Origin of the sequence: Nocardia sp. NPDC058058 (assembly GCF_042885355.1) — a bacterium.
Lineage (GTDB): Bacteria > Actinomycetota > Actinomycetes > Mycobacteriales > Mycobacteriaceae > Nocardia.
Map to the genome: position 1 here is coordinate 24,235 of NZ_JBHVSA010000003.1, position 20,229 is coordinate 44,463.

Below are 20,229 nucleotides of genomic sequence, written 5' to 3' on the forward strand. Positions count from 1 at the left end.
TATCAATGAAGCGATAGTTCCGCATGGCAAGAGAATTTCACATTTCCTGTCGTGATAGTATCGATATGAAGCGAATATACAAATCGAAGGTGGAGATAATCGGTGACTGCCGGAATTCGAGCAGCCCGCCGGTCCCGGAAGCCGCGTGATCACAGCGCGCGTGCTCGTACACTTCCTCAACTGCTGGCAACCGCGGTGGAATGCAAACCCGACGGCCAGGCGCTGGTATCCGGGTCGCGGACGCTGACATACGCGGAGCTGGATCAATGGTCCACACAATGGGCCCGGATGCTGATCGCCCGGGGGCTGGGACCCGATGATCGGCTGGTGCTGGCCCTGCCACGCTCGATCGAGTCGGTCGTTGCGGTGTGGGCGGTCGCGAAGACGGGCGCGGCGTTCGTGCCCATCGATCCGAACTATCCACCCGAGCGGGTGGCGTACATGCTCAGCGATTCGAAAGCGGTTTATGGGCTGACGAATTCGGAAGTCCGCCCGCGACTCGGTGACACGCTCGAATGGCTCGACTTGGACTCGCCTTCTTTCGCGGCCGAATTCGCGGGAATTTCGAGCGATCCTTTCTGTTTCGACGAGCGTAAACGCCGAATCCACCTCGCCGATATCGCGTATCTGATCTACACGTCCGGTTCGACCGGAACCCCCAAGGGCGTGTCCGTCACGCACGCCGGCTTGGCCGCGCTGTGCGCGGAACAGGTTCGGCGCTTCGACGTGCGGGACGAGTCGCGGACATTGCACTTCGCCTCCCCGAGTTTCGATGCCGCCGTCCTGGAATTGCTGCTCGCGGCCGGCGCGAGCGCGACGATGGTGATCGCACCCGCCGATTGCTACGGCGGCGAGGAACTCGCCGAGGTGCTGCGCACGGGCCGGGTGAGCCACGCCTTCATCACCCCGGCGGCCCTGGCCGGTCTCGATCCCGCGAATCTGCCCGAGCTGGGCACGGTGGTCGCGGGCGGCGAAGCCTGCCCGCCGGAGTTGGTGGCGCGCTGGTCCCCGGGCCGGGACTTCTTCAATCTGTACGGCCCCACCGAAACCACCATCGCGGCCACCATCAGCGATGCGTTGATGACCGGCGATGCCGTCACAATCGGCGGTCCCATCGCGGGGATGACGGCGCTGGTGCTTGATGCGAGCCTGCGCCCGACCCCCGGGGGCGGCATCGGCGAGCTGTACCTGGCCGGGCCCGGGTTGGCGCGGGGCTATCACGATCGGCCGGGCCTGACCGCCGCACGATTCGTCGCCCACCCGAGCGGCAGCGGCGAGCGCGTCTATCGCACAGGCGATGTCGTGCGGCCGATGGCGGGCACCCCCGCCTTGCGATTCCTGGGTCGCAGCGACGCACAGCTCAAGATCCGCGGGTTCCGGGTGGAGGCCGGTGAGGTCGATGCGGTACTGGCCGCGGACGAATCCGTCTCCTTCGCAACGACTTCGGTGCGCAGGGCGCCGAGCGGAGCGGACGTCCTGGTCTCCCACGTGGTGGCCGCATCCGGGAGGGTGATCGATACCGCGGAGTTGATCGCTCGCGCACGCCGCGCTCTACCCCGTCACGCCGTACCCACCGTGATCATGGTCATCGACGAGATTCCGCTGACACCCAGCGGCAAGCTCGATCGCGCGGCGCTGCCCGAACCGCATATCACCGCACGGACCTATCGCGAACCGCGCCCGGGTACCGAGCAGATCGTGGCCGAGACCTTCGCCGACCTCTTGGGTGCCGGTCAGGTCGGCGCCGATGACGACTTCTTCGAATTGGGTGGAAATTCGCTGCTGGCAACGCGATTGGCGGCCCGCCTGCGCGCGGTCGCACATGCCCGGGTGGCGGTCCCACTGGTGTTCGAGCATCCCACGGTGGCCACGCTGGCGGCCGCCGTCGACGCAATGTCGGCGACCGCTCCACAGCTGCCGCTGATCGCGCGCGAGCGGGAAGGGCGAACACCGCTGTCCATCCCGCAGCAGCGCATGTGGTTCCTGGCACGCCTGGACCCGGATTCGCCCGCACACAATATTCCGGTCGCCTTGCGCTTGACGGGTGAATTGGACGCGGCCGCAATGGAATCGGCGATGCGAGATGTGCTCGAACGGCACGAGGTGCTGCGCACGGTGTATCCCGAATACGACGGCTCCGGGTATCAGCGCGTCCTTCCCGCGCCGGAGGTCCCGCTGGATCTCACGCCGGTCGACGTGAGCGCTACAAAGATGGCGGCGGAGCTGACGGCACTGGCGGGCAAGGGATTCGATGTCGTCCGGGAAGTACCGCTGCGCGCACGCCTGTACCGCGTCGCCGAGGGGGAGTTCGTGCTGGCGGTGGTCATCCACCACATCGCGGCGGACGGCTTCTCGCTGGCCCCGCTCACCCGCGATCTGATGACCGCCTACTGCGCGCGCCTACACGGCGGCGCACCGACCTGGACGCCGCTGCCTGTCCAGTACGCCGATTTCGCGCTGTGGCAGCGGGAATCACTCGGCGCGGCAACGGATCCGGACTCGATGCTGGCGACGCAGCTGAGATACTGGCGCGCCGCACTGGCCGCGGCCCCACCGCTGCTCGAACTGCCCACCGATCGCCCACGCCCGCCGGTCGCGAGCAATCGCGGCGCGGCCCATCGCTTCGAGCTGGACGCGGATCTGCACGACGCGCTCGAACGGCTCGCACGCGCTCACGGCGCATCGCTGTTCATGGTGGTGCACGCGGCACTGGCGGTGGTGCTGGCCCGCCTGTCTCGCGGTGACGATGTGGTGATCGGCGCACCGGTGGCCGGACGCGGCGATCAGCGCCTCGACGATCTGGTCGGCATGTTCGTCAATACCCTGGTATTGCGCACTCGCACAGCCGGTTCCGAGACCTTCGCGCAACTGCTCGCCCGCGTGCGCGAGACCGACCTGGGTGCGTTCGCACACGCCGACCTGCCATTCGAGCAGTTGGTGGCCGAACTCGATCCGCCTCGATCCCAGGCGCACCATCCGCTGTACCAGGTGGCGCTGTCGTTCCAGAACTTCGAGGGCGGGGCGCTGCGGCTGCCCGGGTTGACCATCGAGGCGGTCGACCTCGGTGACCCCGTCACCTCGCTCGATCTGCACCTGTCGGTTGTGCCGCACCAGGACTCGCACGGTCCGGCGGGATTGCGGTGTTCGTGGCGGTACGCCACCGATCTATTCGACGAAGCGACGGTCGTCGCGCTAGGGCGACGGCTGATCGCCCTGCTCACCGCCGCTGCCGCCGCACCACACCTGCCCGTGGGGGATATGCCCCTGCTCAAGGAGACGGAGCGACTCGCGGTGCGGGAAGCGGCAGCGGGACAAGGTGTTCCGCTGCCACCGCGACTGCTGCTGGACGGGTTCACCGCACGAGCGCGCCAGGAGCCGCACGCGACGGCCGTGAGCTGCGACGGACAATCAGTGTCGTACGGCGAGCTGGCCAGGCGAGTGAATCGATTGGCGCGCAAACTGATCGGCGTCGGAGTGGGCCCCGGGGACACTGTCGCGCTGGCCGTGCGATCGGCGCTGGACCGGGTGCTGGGCATGTACGCGATCGTGCAGGCCGGTGCCGCGTATGTGCCGATCGACCCCGACCAGCCCGCGGCCCGAGTGCTCAACGTCCTCGATACGGCGAACCCGATCTGCGTACTGACCACCGCCGACAACCCGATCGACGTCGGTGATCGACCGATGCTGTACGTCGACCTGCTGGTCAATTCCCTTGCACTGGAGGAGTTCTCGGATGCGCCGGTGACCGACGCCGAGCGATTGCGTCCCCTGCACGAGCATGACCTGGCCTATGTCATCTTTACGTCCGGGTCGACCGGCCGACCCAAAGGCGTCGGTATCACGCATCGGGCGATCGTCAACCAGACCGCGTTCATCACCGCGGAGTATCAGCTGAACCACACCGACGTGTACCTGCAAGTGGTGCCCTCGACGTTCGACGCCTCGCTCATGGGCTACTTCGCGCCGCTCGGTGTCGGCGCGCACCTGGTCATCGCCTCGGCCGAAGGGCGTCGTGACCCGGTCTATCTCGCGGAAACCATTGCGCGGCAACAGGTGACGGTGATAACCACCGTACCGGCGATGCTCCAGGCGCTACTCGAGGCGGCCCCGGCCCAGGCCCTATCGACGCTGCGCGCGGTATGGGTGGGCGGTGAGCCGCTACCGGAGGCGACCATCACCCGGTTCACCGCAGCGACTTCGGCGCGACTGCACAATCTGTACGGGCCTACCGAGGCCACCGTATCGATCACCGCCGCCGACGTGACCGATATCCGCGACGGTGGGGCGCCGATCGGACGTCCACACTGGAATAGTTCGGCACTGGTGCTCGACGAGCGATTACACGAGGTCCCGCCGGGCACTCCCGGTGAGCTGTACGTGGCGGGAACGCAGCTGGCCCGCGGGTATATCGGTGAGAACGCCCGCACCGCAGAGCGTTTCGTCGCCGATCCGTACGGTCCCGCGGGCACGAGAATGTACCGTACCGGCGATCTCGTCGTCCGGACCGCAGACGGTGATCTGAAGTACCTGGGGCGCACAGACTTCCAACTGAAGCTGCGCGGGCAGCGCATCGAGCCGGGCGAGGTCGAAGCGGCCCTGTGCGCACACCCCGCGGTTATGAGCGCGGTCGTGGTCGTGCGCGCCGAGCGACTGGTCGGGTATCTGCGCACCGCGTCCGGGACGATCGTGGACCTCGCGGAGGTGCTGACGACCGCGCGGAAGAGCCTGCCGGACTTCATGGTTCCCGCGCATCTGACGGTGCTCGACGAATTCCCGCTCGGCCCGACCGGAAAGGTGAATCGCGCGGCACTGCCCGATCCGCAGCTTCCGGTCCGCGAGTACCGCGCCCCGCGAACAGCCGAGGAACATCTCGTCGCCGACATATTCGCCGCCGTGCTCGGCGTTGAGAGAGTCGGCCGGGACGATGATTTCTTCGCCCTGGGCGGGACGTCCCTCTCGGCGATCCGGTGCCGGGCGGCCCTGGCGCAGCGGCTCGATTCCCCTGTCTCACTGCGGCATCTGTTCACCTACCCTGTAGTCAGCGAGCTGGCCGCAGCGCTGCGCGGTGAGATGCCCTCGGCGGCAACGGAACCGGACCTGCGAGTAGATGCGATTCTGGACGCGGATATCAACACCGCCCACAGCGCACCGCCGCGCCCGGGTGATCCCGAGTCGATACTGCTGACCGGTGCGACCGGATTCCTGGGCGCTTTTCTGCTGCGCGAACTGCTCGAACAAACGCAAGCAACCATCTACTGCCTGGTCCGAGCGGCCGACGCCGACACCGCTCATGCCCGCATCCTCGCGAACGCCCGGCGCTATCGGATCGATCTGGCCGTACACGCCACCCGAATCGTTGCCGTGCCAGGCGATCTCGCCCAGCCGCGACTAGGACTGACCCAAGACCGCTTCGACGATCTGTCCCGGCGAATGGACGTGATTTACCACAACGGCGCACAGGTGAACCACCTCGAACCGTATTCCCGAATGCGTGCCGCGAATGTCGCGGGCACCGCCGAGGTGCTCCGCTTGGCCGCGCAAGACAGGGTTAAACCCGTTCACTATGTGTCCACCGGTTCCATCCCCGATGGTCCGCCACCCACCTCCGGCCCGATGCCCGGTGTGCCCGGCTACGTCCTGACCAAGTGGATCGGCGAAGAACTGGTCCGCACCGGCGCGCAACGCGGCATTCCCACCACGATCTACCGCCCCGGCCTGATCACCGGCGATTCCCGCACCGGTGCGACCGCGACCGACGACGCCTGGTGGACGATGCTGCGCGCCATGCTGCTCCTCGGACAGGCTCCGGACCTGGGTGCCGGTGCGGTCGAGATGGTTCCGGTCGATCACGTCGCCGCGGCCATCGTGCGGTCCCTGCGGCGACCGCACGCCGTGACAACTCCCATCGAACTGACCCCGCGCAGCGCGGTCTCGGTGCGGATGATCATGGATGAGGTGCGACGGCGTGGCTACCGCATGCGGATGGTCGACCCGGCCTGCTTCGGTGAAGCCCTGACCGATATCGCCGAACGCCGTGCCGCCGCAGGGGATGAGACCCTCTCACGCGCAGCGGCTTTGAGCATCAACTACACCGCCCCGCCGCATCCCCACACCGACCACCTCCCGGGCCGCACCGATATCGCTTGCCCCCCAGTCGATTCCCACACCCTGGCCCGCTACTTCGACTTCCTGATCGACGTCGGCTTCTTCCCGCACCCCTCCGCCGAACCACTGCGCCCGACATCGGACCCGGAAACTCCCGAGCAGGTCACCGAGGAAGCCTGCTGATCACCGGTGGTCACTCCGCCGAGACCACCGTGCCCTGGTGATAGAGGATCGTCCAATCATTCGCGCCGCGTTGCCAGACGGTCAGGCGACGGGTCACCCGGTCCTGCTGTCGCAGCGTGTAGGTGAGCAGATAGGTATCCGAGGCGATCTCGCGTAGTTGGAATTCGCTCGCCTGCCACGACTCGTCCGGCTGAGGTTCCCGCTCGGCGGCGAGCCGCCGCTGTTCGAGGGTGGCCCACACGAACTCCCGGCTATACCGCTGTCCCGAGGCCCCGGTCTCCCAGAAGTCCGGTGCCGTGGACCGCTCGAAGTCTTCGCGTGAGGTCCCGAATTCGGGATGGTGGAAGATCGGCTCGCGCCGTTCCAGCTCGGCGAGCACGTCATGCAGGTGGGCGGCGGTGCGCCGATCGGGTTCCGATGTCGGGAGTTCCACGACGACCATCTTGCCAACCGTCTTGCCCTATCGCGGACCAGCGCCGCAGCGGAATTCCCACGCGACCGCGGCCGATGAGGGGTTATGAGTCCGCGCCAAACCAGCGCGCCCGCCCTGTCGAATTCACCAGGTGGGCATAGTCGAAGAAGCACCCCGGTCCTTCCGGGTACTGGTCCTGCCTGGCGGACAGGTGAGCAGTCGAGCGCCGAGCCGGTGCTGGCAACTCGCTCGCGTGCGCACCGCCCTGCTAACCCGCGGTCTGCGACGTCGGCTCGGCCCCGACTTCGTGGTCGAGCCGGTCCAATATCGGTATCGCGGGTGGAACGCGCCCGATCTCGACCCGGTCACCGATGCCGATCGAGCGCTGTCCGCAGTGCCCGCGTCATCGGGTCCGATCATCCTGGTCGGTCACTCGATGGGTGGGCGGGTCGCCGCCCACGTCGCCGCGAGGCACACCATCGCGGGCATCGTCGCCCTCGCCCCCTGGTGGCCGAATGATGACGCCGCCCTGATTCCCGCCGCCACCCGACTCCGTGTACTCCACGGCATCGATGACAGTTGGACCGATCCCGAATCCTCCCGCCGCCAAACGGTTTCCGCCCGCGACCGCGGCGTGGACGCCGAATGGTCCGCCCTCACCCGAGCGGGCCACTTCATGGTGCGCCGCTGGCGCGTATGGCACACCCGCACAACCCAACTCGTCCTCGATGTGGCCGAACGCGTTCCAGCCGCTCGCGGAGAACGGTAAGCACCTCGCCCCGCGTATCCGCACGCGGCTATTGACTAATTGGGCGACCAATATAATAGTGATTTGAGTCATACCGGAAGCGAATCCGGTTGTCGGAGAGTGCAGTCCGTTTGGAGGACCTCATGACAGACCTTCGTGCGTCCAATGGGCTCGAGCCGGGGCAGGCGCGGTCGCCGGGGCCGTCGGTGCAGGGCCTGCTGTCGACCGATTCCCGGGAGGTGCCGCCGCCGCTATTGGAGGAGCACTACGAATATCTGGGGTCGGAGGATATCGACAAGGAGCGCTACCTCAGTGCCGACTTCCATCGCCGCGAGGTGGAGAAGCTCTGGAAGAAGGTGTGGCAGTTGGCGTGCCGGGAGGAGGACATCCCCGAGCCGGGGGACTTCATCGTTTACGACATCGCCGATATCTCACTGATCGTGTTGCGCGACAAGGCAGGTGCGATCCGGGCGTATCACAACGCGTGCCTGCATCGCGGTACCCGGCTGTGCGAGGACACCGGCCACGTGGGCCAGTTGCGTTGCCCTTTCCACGGATTCACCTGGAGTCTCGAGGGCGCGCTGACCGATGTGCCGTCTCGATGGGACTTCCCGCATATCGAGGATGCGGCATTCACGTTGCCGCAGGCGAGAACCGGAGTGTGGGCCGGATACGTCTTCGTCAACGTCGATCCCGCGGCCCCGGCGCTGGCGGACTACCTCGGTGATGTCGACAAGCACCTGTCGTACTTCGCCCTGGAGGAACGGTTCAAGGCGGTGCACGTCGCCAAGGTGATCGACTGCAATTGGAAGGTCGCGCTGGAGGCGTTCATCGAGTCCTACCATGTGATCTCCACGCATCCGCAGCTGCTGGAATACCTGGGGGACAGCAATACCCAGTACGACGTCTATCGGGGCCGGGACGGGCTGCCGGGGTTCAATCGCATGATCACCCCGCAGGCCACCAGCAGCCCGCAGCTGGGCGAACCGCTGGAACCGCAGGACGTGCTCGACGCGATGTTCCGGGACTTCTATCCCGAAGGTGTCGGCGTCATCAAGGTGCCCGAGGGGCAGGACGCGCGGCCGGTGGTGGCCGAGGCGCTGCGGCAACGGCTGATGGCGCAGTCCGGAGCCGATCTATCGGACACCAGCGACTCCGAGATCGTCGATGCCATCGAGTATTTCGTCTTCCCGAATATGGCGCCCTGGGCCGGCATCGGCGCACCGCTGACCTACCGGTTCCGCCCCTACGGCAATAGTCCGGACCGCTGCGTTTTCGACATCATGCTGCTGGTCGCGCTACCACCGGGGGTGCCCAAGCCCAAGGCCGGTCCGATTCACTGGCTGGGTCCGGAGGAGGACTTCAGCGCCGCACCCGAATTGGGCGGGCTGGCTTCGGTTTTCAATCAGGATCTGTCGAATCTGCCGCGCGTGCAGCGCGGTCTCGCGGCCATGACCAAACCCGGTGTGACGCTGGCGAACTATCAAGAAGTCCGGATTCGGCAGTTCCATCAGGACCTGGACGCCTACCTGGGCGACTAGCCCGCGAACCGGATGCAGAATAATCGGACTGTGACTCAGAGCAGGCAAGCCAAGGTCGGCCCGGGCCGACCGGCGGGGATCGACAGCGTCGAGACTCGGCAGCGAGTGGTCGACGCCGCGATCCGGTGCTTCGCTCAGCACGGGTACGGTCCCGCCACCAACAGCGTCATCGCCGGTATGGCCGGGGTGACCGCCGGTGCGGTGTACTACCACTTCGGCGCCAAGAGCAAATTGTTCGAGGCGGTGTGCGTGGATGTGTACGGGCGCATTCAGGAGCGCGCCGCGGTGGCGATCGGTCCGGCGCTGTCGGTGCGGGGGCTGTTGCAGGCCCTGCTCGCGGTGTCGATGCGGATCAATCACGAATTCCCGGAGCTGGCCGGATTCGTCGCGACCGCGCCGATCGACGCGCGCCGCCATCCGGAGCTGACCGAGGCCTTCGCCTCGGTCAGCGGTGGAATGGTGCAGGGTTTGGCCGAAGCGGTGCAGCGTGGTCAGGAGGCCGGATTGATTCCGGCGGAACTGGATTCGGTGCAGGTGGCGCGGCTGATTCTCGCGGTGGTCGACGGGTTCGCCCATGCGGCGGCGGCGAACGATCCGATCGAGATGGATGTGCTCGACAAGCTGTTCGAGCGACTACTGCTGGACACGACCGAATAGCAACCGGTTACGACGGGGCAGGCGCGCCTGCCCCGTCGACGGGTTACGCGGGATGCGCGACCCGGGGAGTGAAGGTGCCGTGGAAGGTGAGCGGCATATGGTGGCGCAGACGACCCCGATACACCGGTCCGGCCTCCGGATCTCGGGCATCGAGCACCAGCATGGCGGCCGGATCACCGAATCGGTTCTGCGTCACCGCCAGCAGCCAGCCGTCGTCCTCGGCGGCGGCGTCGGGCCGAGGCACGAAGATCGGTTCGTGGGCGAAGGTGTCCTCGGGCAACCGGTGTAGAGACTCCTTGCCGTTCTCATTGTCTATCTTGGCGATCGCGTTCGGATAGGCGGTGCCGTCGGCACTCGCCGCGAGGTAGACGAACCGATTCCGGCGGCTGGTGTACGCCCGGTTGTAGCCGGGGAAATCGCCGGTGAGGTCGGAGACGTTCTCGTGGATGACCCGATCGGTCGGCGTGATGCGCAACCGGGTGAGCTTGCCGCCGTACGGTGAACCCTCCTGCGCCAGGCCGTCCTGGACATTGCTGAGCTGACCGTTGAGCTGTTCCCAGCTCGCCTCGTAATTGACCAGCTCCACAACCGTATCCGCGCCGTCCTCATAGGTATTGGCCAGGTGCAGATGCATGAGGGGATCGGTGTGCAGAATGCGGGGTCGGCCGCCGTCGCGGGGAACCAGGCCGATCATGGTGCCGCGGCGCGCGTCGTAGTCGATGGCGTCGATGAAATTGCGCAGCGCGAATCCGGCCCCGAGAAATTTGCCGATCGGGAAGACCAGCGGGGCGATCACGAACACCAGATGCCGATCGGTCAGGCCCATATCGTGATTGAACATGGGCGAGGGCAGATCCAGGCGGCCCATACCACTGAGCCGTCCCGCCCGGTCCACGCGATAGCAGGCCAGTCCGGGACGCGGGAACATGGCGAGCCCGAAGTTGAACATCTCGCCGGTTCGGTTGTCCCACTTGGGATGTGCCGAGAACGCGCCTATCCATTTGAGACCGCCGTCGAAATCGTGCACGCCGACCGTCTCGAGGGTGTCGGGGTCGAGTTCGGTGGGCCGCCCGCCTTCCCACAGCGCCAGGAGCTTGCCCGCGTGCATGGTGACGCTGGTGTTGGCCACATTGGCGGGAAATTGCAGGGCATTGGTGAGCAGGCCACCCGGGCGCATGGTGCCCAGCGCGCGATAGGGCGCGCCGCCGGAGCCGAGGGAGTTGCGATAGTGCTTGGTGCGGACGAACCGATTGCGGAAGCGCATGGTGCCGTCGCTGATCGCGTACATGGACAGCATGCCGTCACCGTCGAACAGGTGCCCGAGCGCCTGCCCGCCGGCTTCCATTTTGCCGGGGCCGTTGCGGTACATGGTGCCTCGCAACCCCTCGGGTAGCGCTCCCTCGAATTCGTCGACGGTGTAGTCGAATTCGTCGTACAGCGGAATGTAATCGCGTGCGGGCAGGGTGCCGGGATCGGACATGGCCATCTCCTCAGAGGGTGCGGGCGGCTGCCGGGCGCACGCGCAGGGTGCAGGACAGGCCGGGCAGGTGGGGATCGAATTCGAGGGGCATGGCCGAGTCGGCGTCGAATACCCGCTCGCACGCGGCTTTACATCCCATCAGGCAGGAATTGCGTTGTGCCGCGGGTGCAGAGACCGAGGTGTGCATGGCGCATTCGGGGATCTCGTAGACCAGGGTGCCGTCGGATTCGATGCCGGTGCGGTGAATCGGACCAACCAGAAACGTCGCGACGCTCACGCCGACGTCCATGACCGGCGGGCGCATGCCCTTGGGAACCATTCGAACCGCCTCGAACGCGGGCAGCACGCGTCGCAGCCAGCGGCGCAGGCGCAGCGATATCGCGTCCGCGACCAGTTCGGTGACCTGCTCCGCGGGCAGCTGTTCGGTCAATGCGGTTGTGGTCCATTCGAGTTCGCGGACGAACTGGCCGTAGCGGCGCTTCCAGGCCCAGCGCGGCGATTCGAACAGGCGATTGCCGGTTCGCTTGGATACGATCGCCGCCCATCCTTCGTCGACGGCGGCCCGGTCCTCGGCGGTCACCCGCAGCACGGGCAGCAGTACCGCCTCGGGGACATCCCCGACACGGGCGAGCATGGATCGCAGCACCCATTCGTCACGAAAGGCGGTCAGAGTTCCGGATCGATTGTGGTTGTTCATTTTTCACCTCTCAGGGGATGTCGACCTTGGCCGCCTTCCAGCGGCCGTCGACCTGGCGCATGGTCATGGCGATCCGGCTGCGATCCACGCGTGGATCGGGCATCTCGGTATTGGTGACGGTCTGGTCCACGAACAGCAGCACCACCACCTCGTCGGTGGAGGCGGATTGGACCGCCGATTGCAGCACCACGCCGTGGCCGGTGGCCTTGTGATCGATCAGCAGCTGACGCAGTTGTGCGCTGGATTTGGTGTAGGTATCGCGGAAGTCGCCGGTCGAACCATCCAGCACCGCTTGGAAATTGGCGTCGAGGTTGGCGGTGTCCACCGAGGTGAGGGTGACCGCGTAGCTGGTGGCGGCGCGCTGCGCCGCCTCGCCCGCCGCGTCCACAGCTCGGACCCGGTGGTACTGCCAGCCCAGATAGACTGTCGCACCGGTCAATCCGATGATCAGCAACGCGAGCGCGGTGGGCAGCGCGCGCCGGATGGCGGTGCGCGGTCGGCCGGAAATGCGCGGTAGCCGGGAAATACGCGGTACAGCTCTCCGCGCGGACGTCGGCGTGGTCGCGGGGTGCGGATCGCCGGAGGAGGGGGTCGACTCGGCGACATCGCCTTCGGTCGGGTCCGCATCGGCCGATTCCGTTGCGGTGGTCTCACTTTCGCTGATCGTGCCCGCGGTGTCGTCGTCGATGACCTTGCCGGTGGTGGTGCTCATGGATCTCCTCGGGTGGAGCTAGTTGCCGCCCCGTCGTGTCGGCTCGGATTCGGGTGGCATGACGGGGCCGCCGTAGGGCAGCGGAATGGTGTGCGGCCCCTGGGGTGTGGGATCGGTGCGGCGCATGGGGTCATAACCCGGTGGTGGTGCGGCCGTGTCGTCGCCGGGCGGGCGGGGCGCGTTGCGCGCGCCCCGGATGAGCATGGCGGGAGCGGAATCGGGGCAGTACGTGTACATGTACGGCTCGGGATAGTTCGGCGCGAAGGGGACGTCGCGGGGATGCGGGTAATCGCAGTAGTGCCGGAAGTAGATATTGGCGACCGCCCAGACACCGCCGTCGTGCATGACCGAGGCGACCGCGTCGAGCACCGATCCGCGGTCCTTGCGCAGCAATTGGGTCAGCGCGGGCACCCGCACATACGACAGCTGCGCCACGGTGGCCAGATTGCCGAGCAACTGCACCATGGTGGGGGAGTTGTCCGCGATCACGGTATCCATGGCCCGCAGCGCCTGCGGGGTGATGTCGAGCAGCTGCCGAAATCCGGCGTCGGAGGCACCGATCCCATTCAGTGTGGCGGTGAGATCGGTTGTGGTGGCACGCAATCCGTCCGCGCTCTGGTTCACCAGCTCGAATACCGGTCGGCTGCTGCGCAACAGGGTCATGGCCTGCGGGAGCACCCCGTCCAGGGTCGAGATCAGCAATTCGGTGCCCGAGAACAGATCTCGCAGTTTGTCCGGTCCCTGCGGTCCCACACCCAATTCGTCGACGATGGCGCGCAGCTCGGCCGGATCGGTCTGCGCCAGCACCCCGTCGACATTGCCCAGTACCCGCCACAGCGGTACCGGGATGGTGGTGCGGTCCTGGGGGATCACGCTGCCCTCGCTCAGCATCGGGCCGAACATCGAGGTGGGTGCGAAGTCCAGATACTGTTCTCCGGCCGGGGACAGCCCGGAGACGCGCACCGCGGTGCCGTCGCGGGGAATGCGCACCGATCCGTCGATTCGCGCCACCGCCCGGACCCCGGTGGCGGTGAGCTCGACCGAACGCACCCGCCCGATGGGCACCCCACGCAGGGTGACGTCCTGCCCCGCGAGCAGGCCGCCGGACTCGGAAAGCTCGACCCGCACGGTGATTTCGGTGGCGAAGGGATCACTCCGGAGTGCGCCGAACAGGATGTAGCAGCCCGCGACCGCGAGCAATGCCACCTGGGCCAGCGCGGAGAGCGCCAGCCGATGCGCGGTAGCCGCGCGGGCGGTGCCGACGAGCACGCGAGCGGGTGATTCGAGCACGGTCATCGGCCGGGTCCCAGCACGCGTGCGCCCAACTGCGTCAGCACGAAGGTGAGCGAACCGATGAGGTTCTGCCAATCGGCGGGTTCGGGTGCGCGGAACGCCGGATCGGCCAGATGCGCCGGATCATCGACCGGACCCAGCACCACCTGCCGCAGCTCCACATCGGCGTGAGCGGCATTGGCGCTGAAGAACTTCAACGTGGGCGGCAGCACACGCAGCAGGTTGGCCAGGGTCACGCGTGGATCGACGGCGGATTCGTTGAAAGCGCGCGCCAGAACGTTCATATCGTGAATGACGCTTCGGGTATCGGTGCCCTGGATCGAGGGGAACCGTTCGAGTTGGCGGGTGATGGCGGCGAGCCGATCGGCGACGCCGACGATCTGCGAGGTATTCCCCGCGATGACCGACAGCGCCGGCGCCGCGGACCGCAGTATGTCGTCGATCGCGGTGCGGCGCGCGCCCAAGGCATCGGCCAGATCCGCGGTTCGGATCAGCGCGCCACGAATGTCTTCCGAGCGAGTTGCCAAGGTGGCCAGAAGATCCCGGGAATCGTGGATGAGCGCGGTGAGGCGATTCCCGCCGTCGCCCATCGCATCGCCCATACCGTTGAGCACCCGGGTCAGATTGCGGATCACCCCGCCGTTGACCAGCAGGGTGGTCGAGGCCAGGACGTCCTCGACGGTCGCGGCGGCCCGGGTGGCGGCCAATTCGATGGTGTCCCCGTCCCGCAGGGTCGCTCCGGAGTCGCCGCCCGCGGGCGGCACCAGGGAGACAAACAGATCGCCCAGCGGTGTGGCGGAACGCAATTCGGCGCGGGTGCCGGTGGGCAACCGCACCGAGTTCAGTACCCGCAGGGTCACCACGGCGGTGTAGTCCTGCGCGCGCATGGATTCGACCTCGCCCACATCGGCTCCGCCGACCCGCACCTTCGCCCGGCTGGGCAGATTCAGGGCATTGGAGAACACCGCGCGCAGGTGATAGCCCGGGCCGCTGAGTCCGGGTGCGGGCAGCGGCAGATCTTCCACCGTCACCGCGCATCCGGTGAGCAGGGCCAGCGCGCACAGCAGCGGGGCCAGCGGGTGCGGTCGCCGCGTCATCGGTTCATCCTCGTCATGGCCTCGAGTACCGAGGTGATCCCGAAGTCCGGTCCCATATCGGTGACATTGCCGGTGCTGCAACCCAATTGGCGGAGCCCGAGGATATTGCAGACCTCTTTGGTCATGGAACTGTCGAAGAACACCGAATCGAAATGCGCCCCGACGCGCAGATATCCGTTGCGCTGATCGATGGCGTCGACCACGTTGTCCACCGCCAGCGGTGCCACATCGAACACCTCGGCGAGTTCGCGCCGGTAGTCCACCAGTGCGCGGGTGAAGTCGGTGCTGCTGCGCACGGTGGCCGCCAGATCCGCGCGGTGATCGGTGAGCAGGTCGGTGATCCGGTTCAGCACCTCGTTGAGCCGATGCCCGGTTTCGCCCTGTCCGAGTTGTTCCTGTCGCAGCAGATCGCCGAGTTGACTTACGCCCGAACCGAATTCGTGCAACGTCTGCTGATTGCGGGCGGCCGCGTCGGTGAGGGCGCTGAGGTTGGTGACAATGGTGGACAGTGACTCGCGGGTGGTCGCGCCGCCGTCGGCACCGGTGCGCAGCGCCTCGGCGAGCGCCGACAGCGCGGTGCGCAGTGGTTCGCCACCGGCGGTGGCGATCGCGGCGGTGGAATCGAGCACATCGGCCATCGGGCCGCCGCCCTTACCGTCTCCGCGCAGCGAATTGCCGAGCTTGTCCACCATTTTCAGCACCCGATCGAATTCGATCGGCGTCTTGGTGCGGTTCAGCCCGAGTACCGATCCGTCGGCGAGGGTCGCGCCGCCGGTGTACGCCGGGATCAGTTCCACATGCCGGTCGGTGAGAATCGAGGTGCCGACCGTGACCGCCTGCACGGTGTCGGGAATCCGGACCCCGGCATCGACGTGCAGGATCACCTCAACGTAATCGCCTCTGTTGGTGATCTTTTCGACCGTCCCCACCGGCATGCCGAGTACGGCGACGGCATTGCCCCGGTACAGGCCGATGGCGTTGTCGAATTGCGCGACGATCGTGGTGCCGCGAGCGCCGCCGGGCAGCATGCGGTAGCCGCCGACGGCGACCGCGAGCAGCACCGCCACGATCAGGATCAGGCGCAGGGGATGTCGGGTCATCGGCAATCCTTGAAGTACTCGAAATGCTCGGGCAGTCCGGACCGCTGGGCATCGGCGCTGATCGCGCACATCCAGGAATCCATCATCAGCCCGCCGGGCAGCAGGAAGTCCAGGAACGGGCCGGTACCGGTGGCATTGGCGAGGTTGCGGACCGCGATCGGCATGGCCTGGAACATATTGCGCAGCAGGGCATCATGGTCGCCGACCATGGACGTCATGACCCGGATATCGCCGAGCAGACGGTCGATATCGGTGCGATCGCCGACCGAGATATCGCGAGCCGTGCCGACCAGTGCGGTGGCGGCGTCGAGCAGTCGCACCATGCTGTCGCGCCGGGTCACCACCTCGCGCAGCAGGTTTCGGCCCTGGGTGATCAGCTCGGACAGATCCGATTGCTGATCGTGCAGAATGGTGGTCACCTGCGCGGTATTGCGCAGCAGCGCGCCGATCTGATCGCGGCGGTCTGAGATCATCCGCGCGAGATCGCGCACGTTGGCCAGTGCGTCGGGCAGCACCGAGGGCAGATCGCGCAGCTGAGCCGACAGCAATTGCATGGACCGGGCGAATTTGTCGGCGTCGACCTGTTCGAACGTACCGGTCGAATCCTGGAGCAGCTTTTGCAGGTCGTAGGGAACCGTGGTGTGCGCCAAGGTGATCCGGTGATCCGGCAGTGCGCCCGAGCCTCCCGGTGCCAGGGCGATCGAGCGTGCGCCGAGCACCGTGGTGAGCATGATGGCCGCCCGGGTGTCCGCGCCCAGGGCCACATCGCTGTGGATCTTCATGCGAATCACCACCCGATCCCCGCTCAGCGCGGTGGCGGCCACGGTGCCGACCGGCACCCCGGCGACGGTGACCTGATCACCGGCCCGGATCCCCGCTGCCTGACCGAATTCGCCCGTGTATTCGACCTGTCCGATATGGAGTTCGGTCACCAGGGTGGTCGCGGCGACCGCCACGACGAGCACCAGCAGCGACAGGATTCCGAGCCGGGTCCGGCTGTACGACTCCAGGGTTCGGCCACGAAAGGTGCTGAAAGAGAACCGCATTGCTTATCACCTGCACATTGCCGAGTACTTGCGGTGCCCGCCGGGTGTCGCGCTGTCGACGATCGCAGGCACCACCGGGCTCAATAGATCGAGAATGGTGAAATTGAAATCGCACGCCTGCGCGCTCATCGCGGTGCTGTCGCCGGTAATGCGGGCCAGCCCCTTGAATACCGCGGGCAGATTCGCGCCCAGCGTGGCGACCCCGCCGGGATTGCCGGTCAGCGTGGCCAGGAATCCCGGTTGCCGGGCCAGCAGTTCGTCCAGATCCGGTGCGGCGCCGGTCAATACGGCCGCGAGTCGGCCCGCAACGCGGGAGATGTCACCGACCGAGGACACCAACTCATCGCGGTGGCTCGCCAGACCGTCGATCACGGTGCGCACCTGGGCGAGGGTGGTCTGCAATCGGTCGCCCTGTGCGGCGATATCGCCGACGACACTGTTCAGGCTGACGATCACTCGGCCCAGCAGCTCATCGGGCCCGGCCACGGTCTGCGCCAGCCGCGAGGTCTCGGTGATCAGGGTGACCGTGGCCTGGGTATCGCCCTGCATGGCTTGGATGAGTGCGGTGGACAGATTGCCGCGGTCATCGGGGTTCAACAGGGTGAACAGCGGTTCGAAACCGTTGAGCAGATTGGTGATATCGAAGGACGGTTCGGTGTGCTCCACCAGAATGGTGCTGCCGTCGGCAAGCCTGCCGGGCTGCCCGAAGTCGGCCTTGGTCAGTCCGAGATAGCGCTGGCCGACAATATTCTGATAGACGATCGACACTCGGGTATCGCCGTATACGGGCTGATCGCGTTGCACGCGGAAGCGCACCCGTGCCCGCGTCCCGTCCAGATCGACCGCGTCCACCCGCCCCACCCGCACGCCCGCGATCCGCACATCGGATCCGGCGCGCAGCCCCGACGCATCGGTGAAGTACGCGGTATAGGAATCGGTCGGCCCGGTCACACCGTGGCGCAGGGTGCCGAAGATCGTCCACGTGGTGGCGAAGCACACCAGTAGGAAGCTGATCAGCCAGAGCACTTGGCGGGTCACGGTGTGCCCTCCGGAGCCGGGTTGGGCATGAATACCGGTGGTAGCGCGGGTATTTCGAGTGGTCCGAGCAGAATTCGATCGGCGGTGTTCGCCGCCGGCGGCAGCGTCACTCCCGGGGGTGGCACGTAGGCGCGCGCGTCGGGGATGCCGAGGGTGTTCGGAATCGGAGTGGTCTCGGGCGCGGAATCGCAACTGGGGCCCCGCATTTGGCCATACATCGGACAGTCGGCGCGGGTGTAGAGCCGCAGCGGGGTCAGTGACACCACCAGTTTGAAGCTGAAGGCCAGTTTGTCGCCCGTGCGGGTCCACAGCTCGCCGAAGAACTTGTCGATGACATTGTTCAATCGCAGCATGACCGCCGGATACTCGTCCGCGCCGTCGGCGAGGACGCCGACCACCGGCGTCAGCTGGGTGGTGATGTCGATCAGCTGATCGAGATGATGGTCCAGCGCGGTCCCGGTCGTGGCCATCGTATTGTCCGCTCCGAGTAGCAGATTGGTCAGATCCGGGCCGCGTTCGGCGATGGTGCGCATGGGCGCGACCGTGCTGTGCAGGGCGTCCACCAGTTCGGGTGCGGTGTCGCCGAGGGTGCCGATGGCCTGTTCCCAGGTGTGCAGGGTCGCGGGGCCGGTGTCCTCGGTGCTGAGCCGGTTCATCTCCTCGACCAGGCGATTGATCCCGTCGACGGTGGCGGTCAGGGTGGCGCCCTTTCCGGCGGTGGCATCGGCGAGCGTGCGAATCAAGCCCAGCGTGCGGTCGGCCCCGGGACGGCCGATCGCGCCGAGCAATTCGCGCACCCGGGCCAGGGTGGATTGGAAGAGCTGGGTCGGCAGCGTGTGGTCCTCGCCGATTCGGTCTCCGGGGGTCAGCGGTGCGGCCGGGCCATGGTCGACCAATTGCACGGCGGAGACCGCGAACGCGTTGCTGGGCACGATCCGCGCGGTGACGGTGTTCGGAATCCCTGACGCGTACTGCGGTTTCAGATCGATGTGCACGATATTGGGCGCACCAGGTCGCGCCGGGGTGACCGCGTGCACCGCGCCGACCAGCAGCCCGCGGAACTTCACATCCGATTTCTCCGGCAGTCCGTCTCCGACGCTGCTCAGTTCGGCGATGACCGAGACCTTGCGGTCCAGGCTCCCATTGGATTTCGCCAGCAGCAGATGTGTCGATAGCGCGCACACCACCAGGAACAGCACCCCGATGCCGATCAGCGGACCGGTGGACGGGCCGCGCCCGTCGAGTTCGAAATCATTGCCCATGCCTCAGCCCCCGAGCCGTCCACCGGAGTCGATACCCCAGAACGCCATGGTGAGCAGCATGTTCAGCACCGCCATGATGGTGATGCTGGCCCGCATGGCGCGCCCGGCGGCGATGCCGACCCCGCGCGGTCCGCCGGTGGCGTAGAAGCCGTAGTAGCACTGGATGGTCGACATGACCGCTACGAAGGCGCACACCTTGACGACCGCGTACATGATGTCCCGGCCGTTGAGCATGAGCGAGAAGTAGTGCAGGTAAGTGCCTGAGCCCTGTCCGCTGGCCACGTAGACCACGATCTGGCAGACCAGGAAATTCAGCGCCAGACAGGCGACGAACAGGGGCAGGATGGCCAGTGCCGACGCCAGTACCCGAGTGCTCACCAGGTACGGAATCGGCCGAATGGCAACCGATTCCAGGGCATCGATCTCCTCGGAGATGCGCATCGCGCCCAGTTGCGCGGTGCAGCGGCAGCCCGCTTGAATAGCGAAGGCGAGCGCCGCCATCAACGGGGCCAGTTCGCGCACCGCCGCCAGCGAGGTGATGAGACCGGTCGCGGGCCCGAGTCCGAGCAGGTTCAGCGCGTTGTACCCCTCGATGCCGACGATCGCGCCCGCCGCCCCGCCCACGATCAGCACCACCCCGGCGGTGCCACCGCCGACCACTACCGAGCCATTGCCCCAGGTGACATCCGAGAGCGCGCGCATGAACTCACGGGGATAGCGGCGCAGCGTGATCGGGATTCCGGCCAGTGCGCGAAAGAAGAACGCCACCATATGACCCAGCCGGGCGAAATGCCGCCGTCCCGCGCCCGCGCCGAGCAGTAGCGGTCGCAGCGCCAGGGGCGTGTAGGTCGCCGCCAT

Annotated in this window: 15 protein-coding genes; 4 read left to right on the forward strand and 11 right to left on the reverse strand. The window is 66.8% G+C overall.

Features of this window, described 5'->3' with window-relative positions; all coding sequences use genetic code 11:
- Nucleotides 1–195 precede the first annotated feature (195 nt).
- Nucleotides 196–6,288, forward strand: a complete 6,093-nt coding sequence (locus ACFVUS_RS23675; RefSeq protein WP_387770280.1) for an amino acid adenylation domain-containing protein — start codon at nucleotides 196–198, stop codon at nucleotides 6,286–6,288.
- 10 nt (nucleotides 6,289–6,298) lie between these two features.
- Here ACFVUS_RS23675 and ACFVUS_RS23680 read toward each other — a convergent pair whose 3' ends face one another.
- Nucleotides 6,299–6,721 (reverse strand): DUF4440 domain-containing protein, encoded by a 423-nt coding sequence (locus tag ACFVUS_RS23680; RefSeq protein ID WP_387770283.1) that lies wholly within the window; start codon nucleotides 6,719–6,721, stop codon nucleotides 6,299–6,301.
- Nucleotides 6,722–6,851: 130 nt separating this feature from the next.
- On the opposite strand from ACFVUS_RS23680, the gene ACFVUS_RS23685 reads away from it, so the two are divergent.
- The 3 genes from ACFVUS_RS23685 (at nucleotide 6,852) to ACFVUS_RS23695 (ending at nucleotide 9,646) form a co-directional block, all read left to right on the forward strand.
- Complete coding sequence (locus ACFVUS_RS23685) at nucleotides 6,852–7,469, forward strand: alpha/beta fold hydrolase (RefSeq protein ID WP_387770286.1); 618 nt, start codon at nucleotides 6,852–6,854, stop codon at nucleotides 7,467–7,469.
- Nucleotides 7,470–7,591: 122 nt separating this feature from the next.
- On the forward strand, nucleotides 7,592–8,989 hold the full coding sequence (locus ACFVUS_RS23690; protein WP_387770289.1) for an SRPBCC family protein: 1,398 nt from the start codon (nucleotides 7,592–7,594) through the stop codon (nucleotides 8,987–8,989).
- A gap of 30 nt (nucleotides 8,990–9,019) precedes the next feature.
- Nucleotides 9,020–9,646 carry a TetR/AcrR family transcriptional regulator gene (locus tag ACFVUS_RS23695; protein ID WP_387770292.1) on the forward strand — a complete coding sequence of 209 codons (627 nt, stop codon included), beginning with the start codon at nucleotides 9,020–9,022 and terminating at the stop codon, nucleotides 9,644–9,646.
- A gap of 43 nt (nucleotides 9,647–9,689) precedes the next feature.
- Here ACFVUS_RS23695 and ACFVUS_RS23700 read toward each other — a convergent pair whose 3' ends face one another.
- From ACFVUS_RS23700 to ACFVUS_RS23745, 10 genes are read right to left on the reverse strand one after another with little or no spacing between them, the layout of a single operon-like run.
- A complete protein-coding gene (locus tag ACFVUS_RS23700; protein ID WP_387770295.1) occupies nucleotides 9,690–11,126 on the reverse strand; it encodes a carotenoid oxygenase family protein in 1,437 nt (478 codons plus the stop codon).
- A gap of 10 nt (nucleotides 11,127–11,136) precedes the next feature.
- A complete protein-coding gene (locus ACFVUS_RS23705; protein WP_387770298.1) occupies nucleotides 11,137–11,823 on the reverse strand; it encodes a hypothetical protein in 687 nt (228 codons plus the stop codon).
- A gap of 10 nt (nucleotides 11,824–11,833) precedes the next feature.
- Nucleotides 11,834–12,535: a DUF3329 domain-containing protein gene (locus ACFVUS_RS23710; protein ID WP_387770301.1), complete on the reverse strand. Its 702-nt coding sequence runs from the start codon at nucleotides 12,533–12,535 to the stop codon at nucleotides 11,834–11,836.
- An 18-nt stretch (nucleotides 12,536–12,553) separates the two neighbouring features.
- Nucleotides 12,554–13,831, reverse strand: coding sequence for an MlaD family protein (locus tag ACFVUS_RS23715; protein ID WP_387770304.1), 1,278 nt, complete (start codon nucleotides 13,829–13,831; stop codon nucleotides 12,554–12,556).
- The gene (locus ACFVUS_RS23720) at nucleotides 13,828–14,925 is read right to left on the reverse strand and encodes an MlaD family protein (protein ID WP_387770307.1); all 1,098 of its coding nucleotides are present in this window, start codon (nucleotides 14,923–14,925) and stop codon (nucleotides 13,828–13,830) included. Before ACFVUS_RS23720 ends, ACFVUS_RS23715 begins: the two co-directional genes overlap by 4 nt.
- Nucleotides 14,922–16,025 carry an MCE family protein gene (locus ACFVUS_RS23725; protein WP_387770310.1) on the reverse strand — a complete coding sequence of 368 codons (1,104 nt, stop codon included), beginning with the start codon at nucleotides 16,023–16,025 and terminating at the stop codon, nucleotides 14,922–14,924. Before ACFVUS_RS23725 ends, ACFVUS_RS23720 begins: the two co-directional genes overlap by 4 nt.
- Nucleotides 16,022–17,071, reverse strand: coding sequence for an MCE family protein (locus ACFVUS_RS23730; protein ID WP_387770313.1), 1,050 nt, complete (start codon nucleotides 17,069–17,071; stop codon nucleotides 16,022–16,024). Before ACFVUS_RS23730 ends, ACFVUS_RS23725 begins: the two co-directional genes overlap by 4 nt.
- 6 nt (nucleotides 17,072–17,077) lie before the next feature.
- Complete coding sequence (locus tag ACFVUS_RS23735) at nucleotides 17,078–18,109, reverse strand: MCE family protein (protein WP_387770315.1); 1,032 nt, start codon at nucleotides 18,107–18,109, stop codon at nucleotides 17,078–17,080.
- Nucleotides 18,106–19,371: an MlaD family protein gene (locus tag ACFVUS_RS23740; protein ID WP_387770317.1), complete on the reverse strand. Its 1,266-nt coding sequence runs from the start codon at nucleotides 19,369–19,371 to the stop codon at nucleotides 18,106–18,108. Before ACFVUS_RS23740 ends, ACFVUS_RS23735 begins: the two co-directional genes overlap by 4 nt.
- A 3-nt stretch (nucleotides 19,372–19,374) precedes the next feature.
- On the reverse strand, nucleotides 19,375–20,229 hold the full coding sequence (locus ACFVUS_RS23745) for an MlaE family ABC transporter permease (protein ID WP_387770319.1): 855 nt from the start codon (nucleotides 20,227–20,229) through the stop codon (nucleotides 19,375–19,377).

Bases quoted from the DNA above. Each gene is read 5' to 3' on its own strand.
- ACFVUS_RS23725 (WP_387770310.1), bottom strand. From the start codon at position 16,025: ATGACCCGACATCCCCTGCGCCTGATCCTGATCGTGGCGGTGCTGCTC.
- ACFVUS_RS23710 (WP_387770301.1), bottom strand. From the start codon at position 12,535: ATGAGCACCACCACCGGCAAGGTCATCGACGACGACACCGCGGGCACG.
- ACFVUS_RS23740 (WP_387770317.1), bottom strand. From the start codon at position 19,371: ATGGGCAATGATTTCGAACTCGACGGGCGCGGCCCGTCCACCGGTCCG.
- ACFVUS_RS23720 (WP_387770307.1), bottom strand. From the start codon at position 14,925: ATGACGCGGCGACCGCACCCGCTGGCCCCGCTGCTGTGCGCGCTGGCC.
- ACFVUS_RS23705 (WP_387770298.1), bottom strand. From the start codon at position 11,823: ATGAACAACCACAATCGATCCGGAACTCTGACCGCCTTTCGTGACGAA.
- ACFVUS_RS23745 (WP_387770319.1), bottom strand. From the start codon at position 20,229: ATGGCGGCGACCTACACGCCCCTGGCGCTGCGACCGCTACTGCTCGGC.
- ACFVUS_RS23715 (WP_387770304.1), bottom strand. From the start codon at position 13,831: ATGACCGTGCTCGAATCACCCGCTCGCGTGCTCGTCGGCACCGCCCGC.
- ACFVUS_RS23700 (WP_387770295.1), bottom strand. From the start codon at position 11,126: ATGTCCGATCCCGGCACCCTGCCCGCACGCGATTACATTCCGCTGTAC.
- ACFVUS_RS23730 (WP_387770313.1), bottom strand. From the start codon at position 17,071: ATGCGGTTCTCTTTCAGCACCTTTCGTGGCCGAACCCTGGAGTCGTAC.
- ACFVUS_RS23690 (WP_387770289.1), top strand. From the start codon at position 7,592: ATGACAGACCTTCGTGCGTCCAATGGGCTCGAGCCGGGGCAGGCGCGG.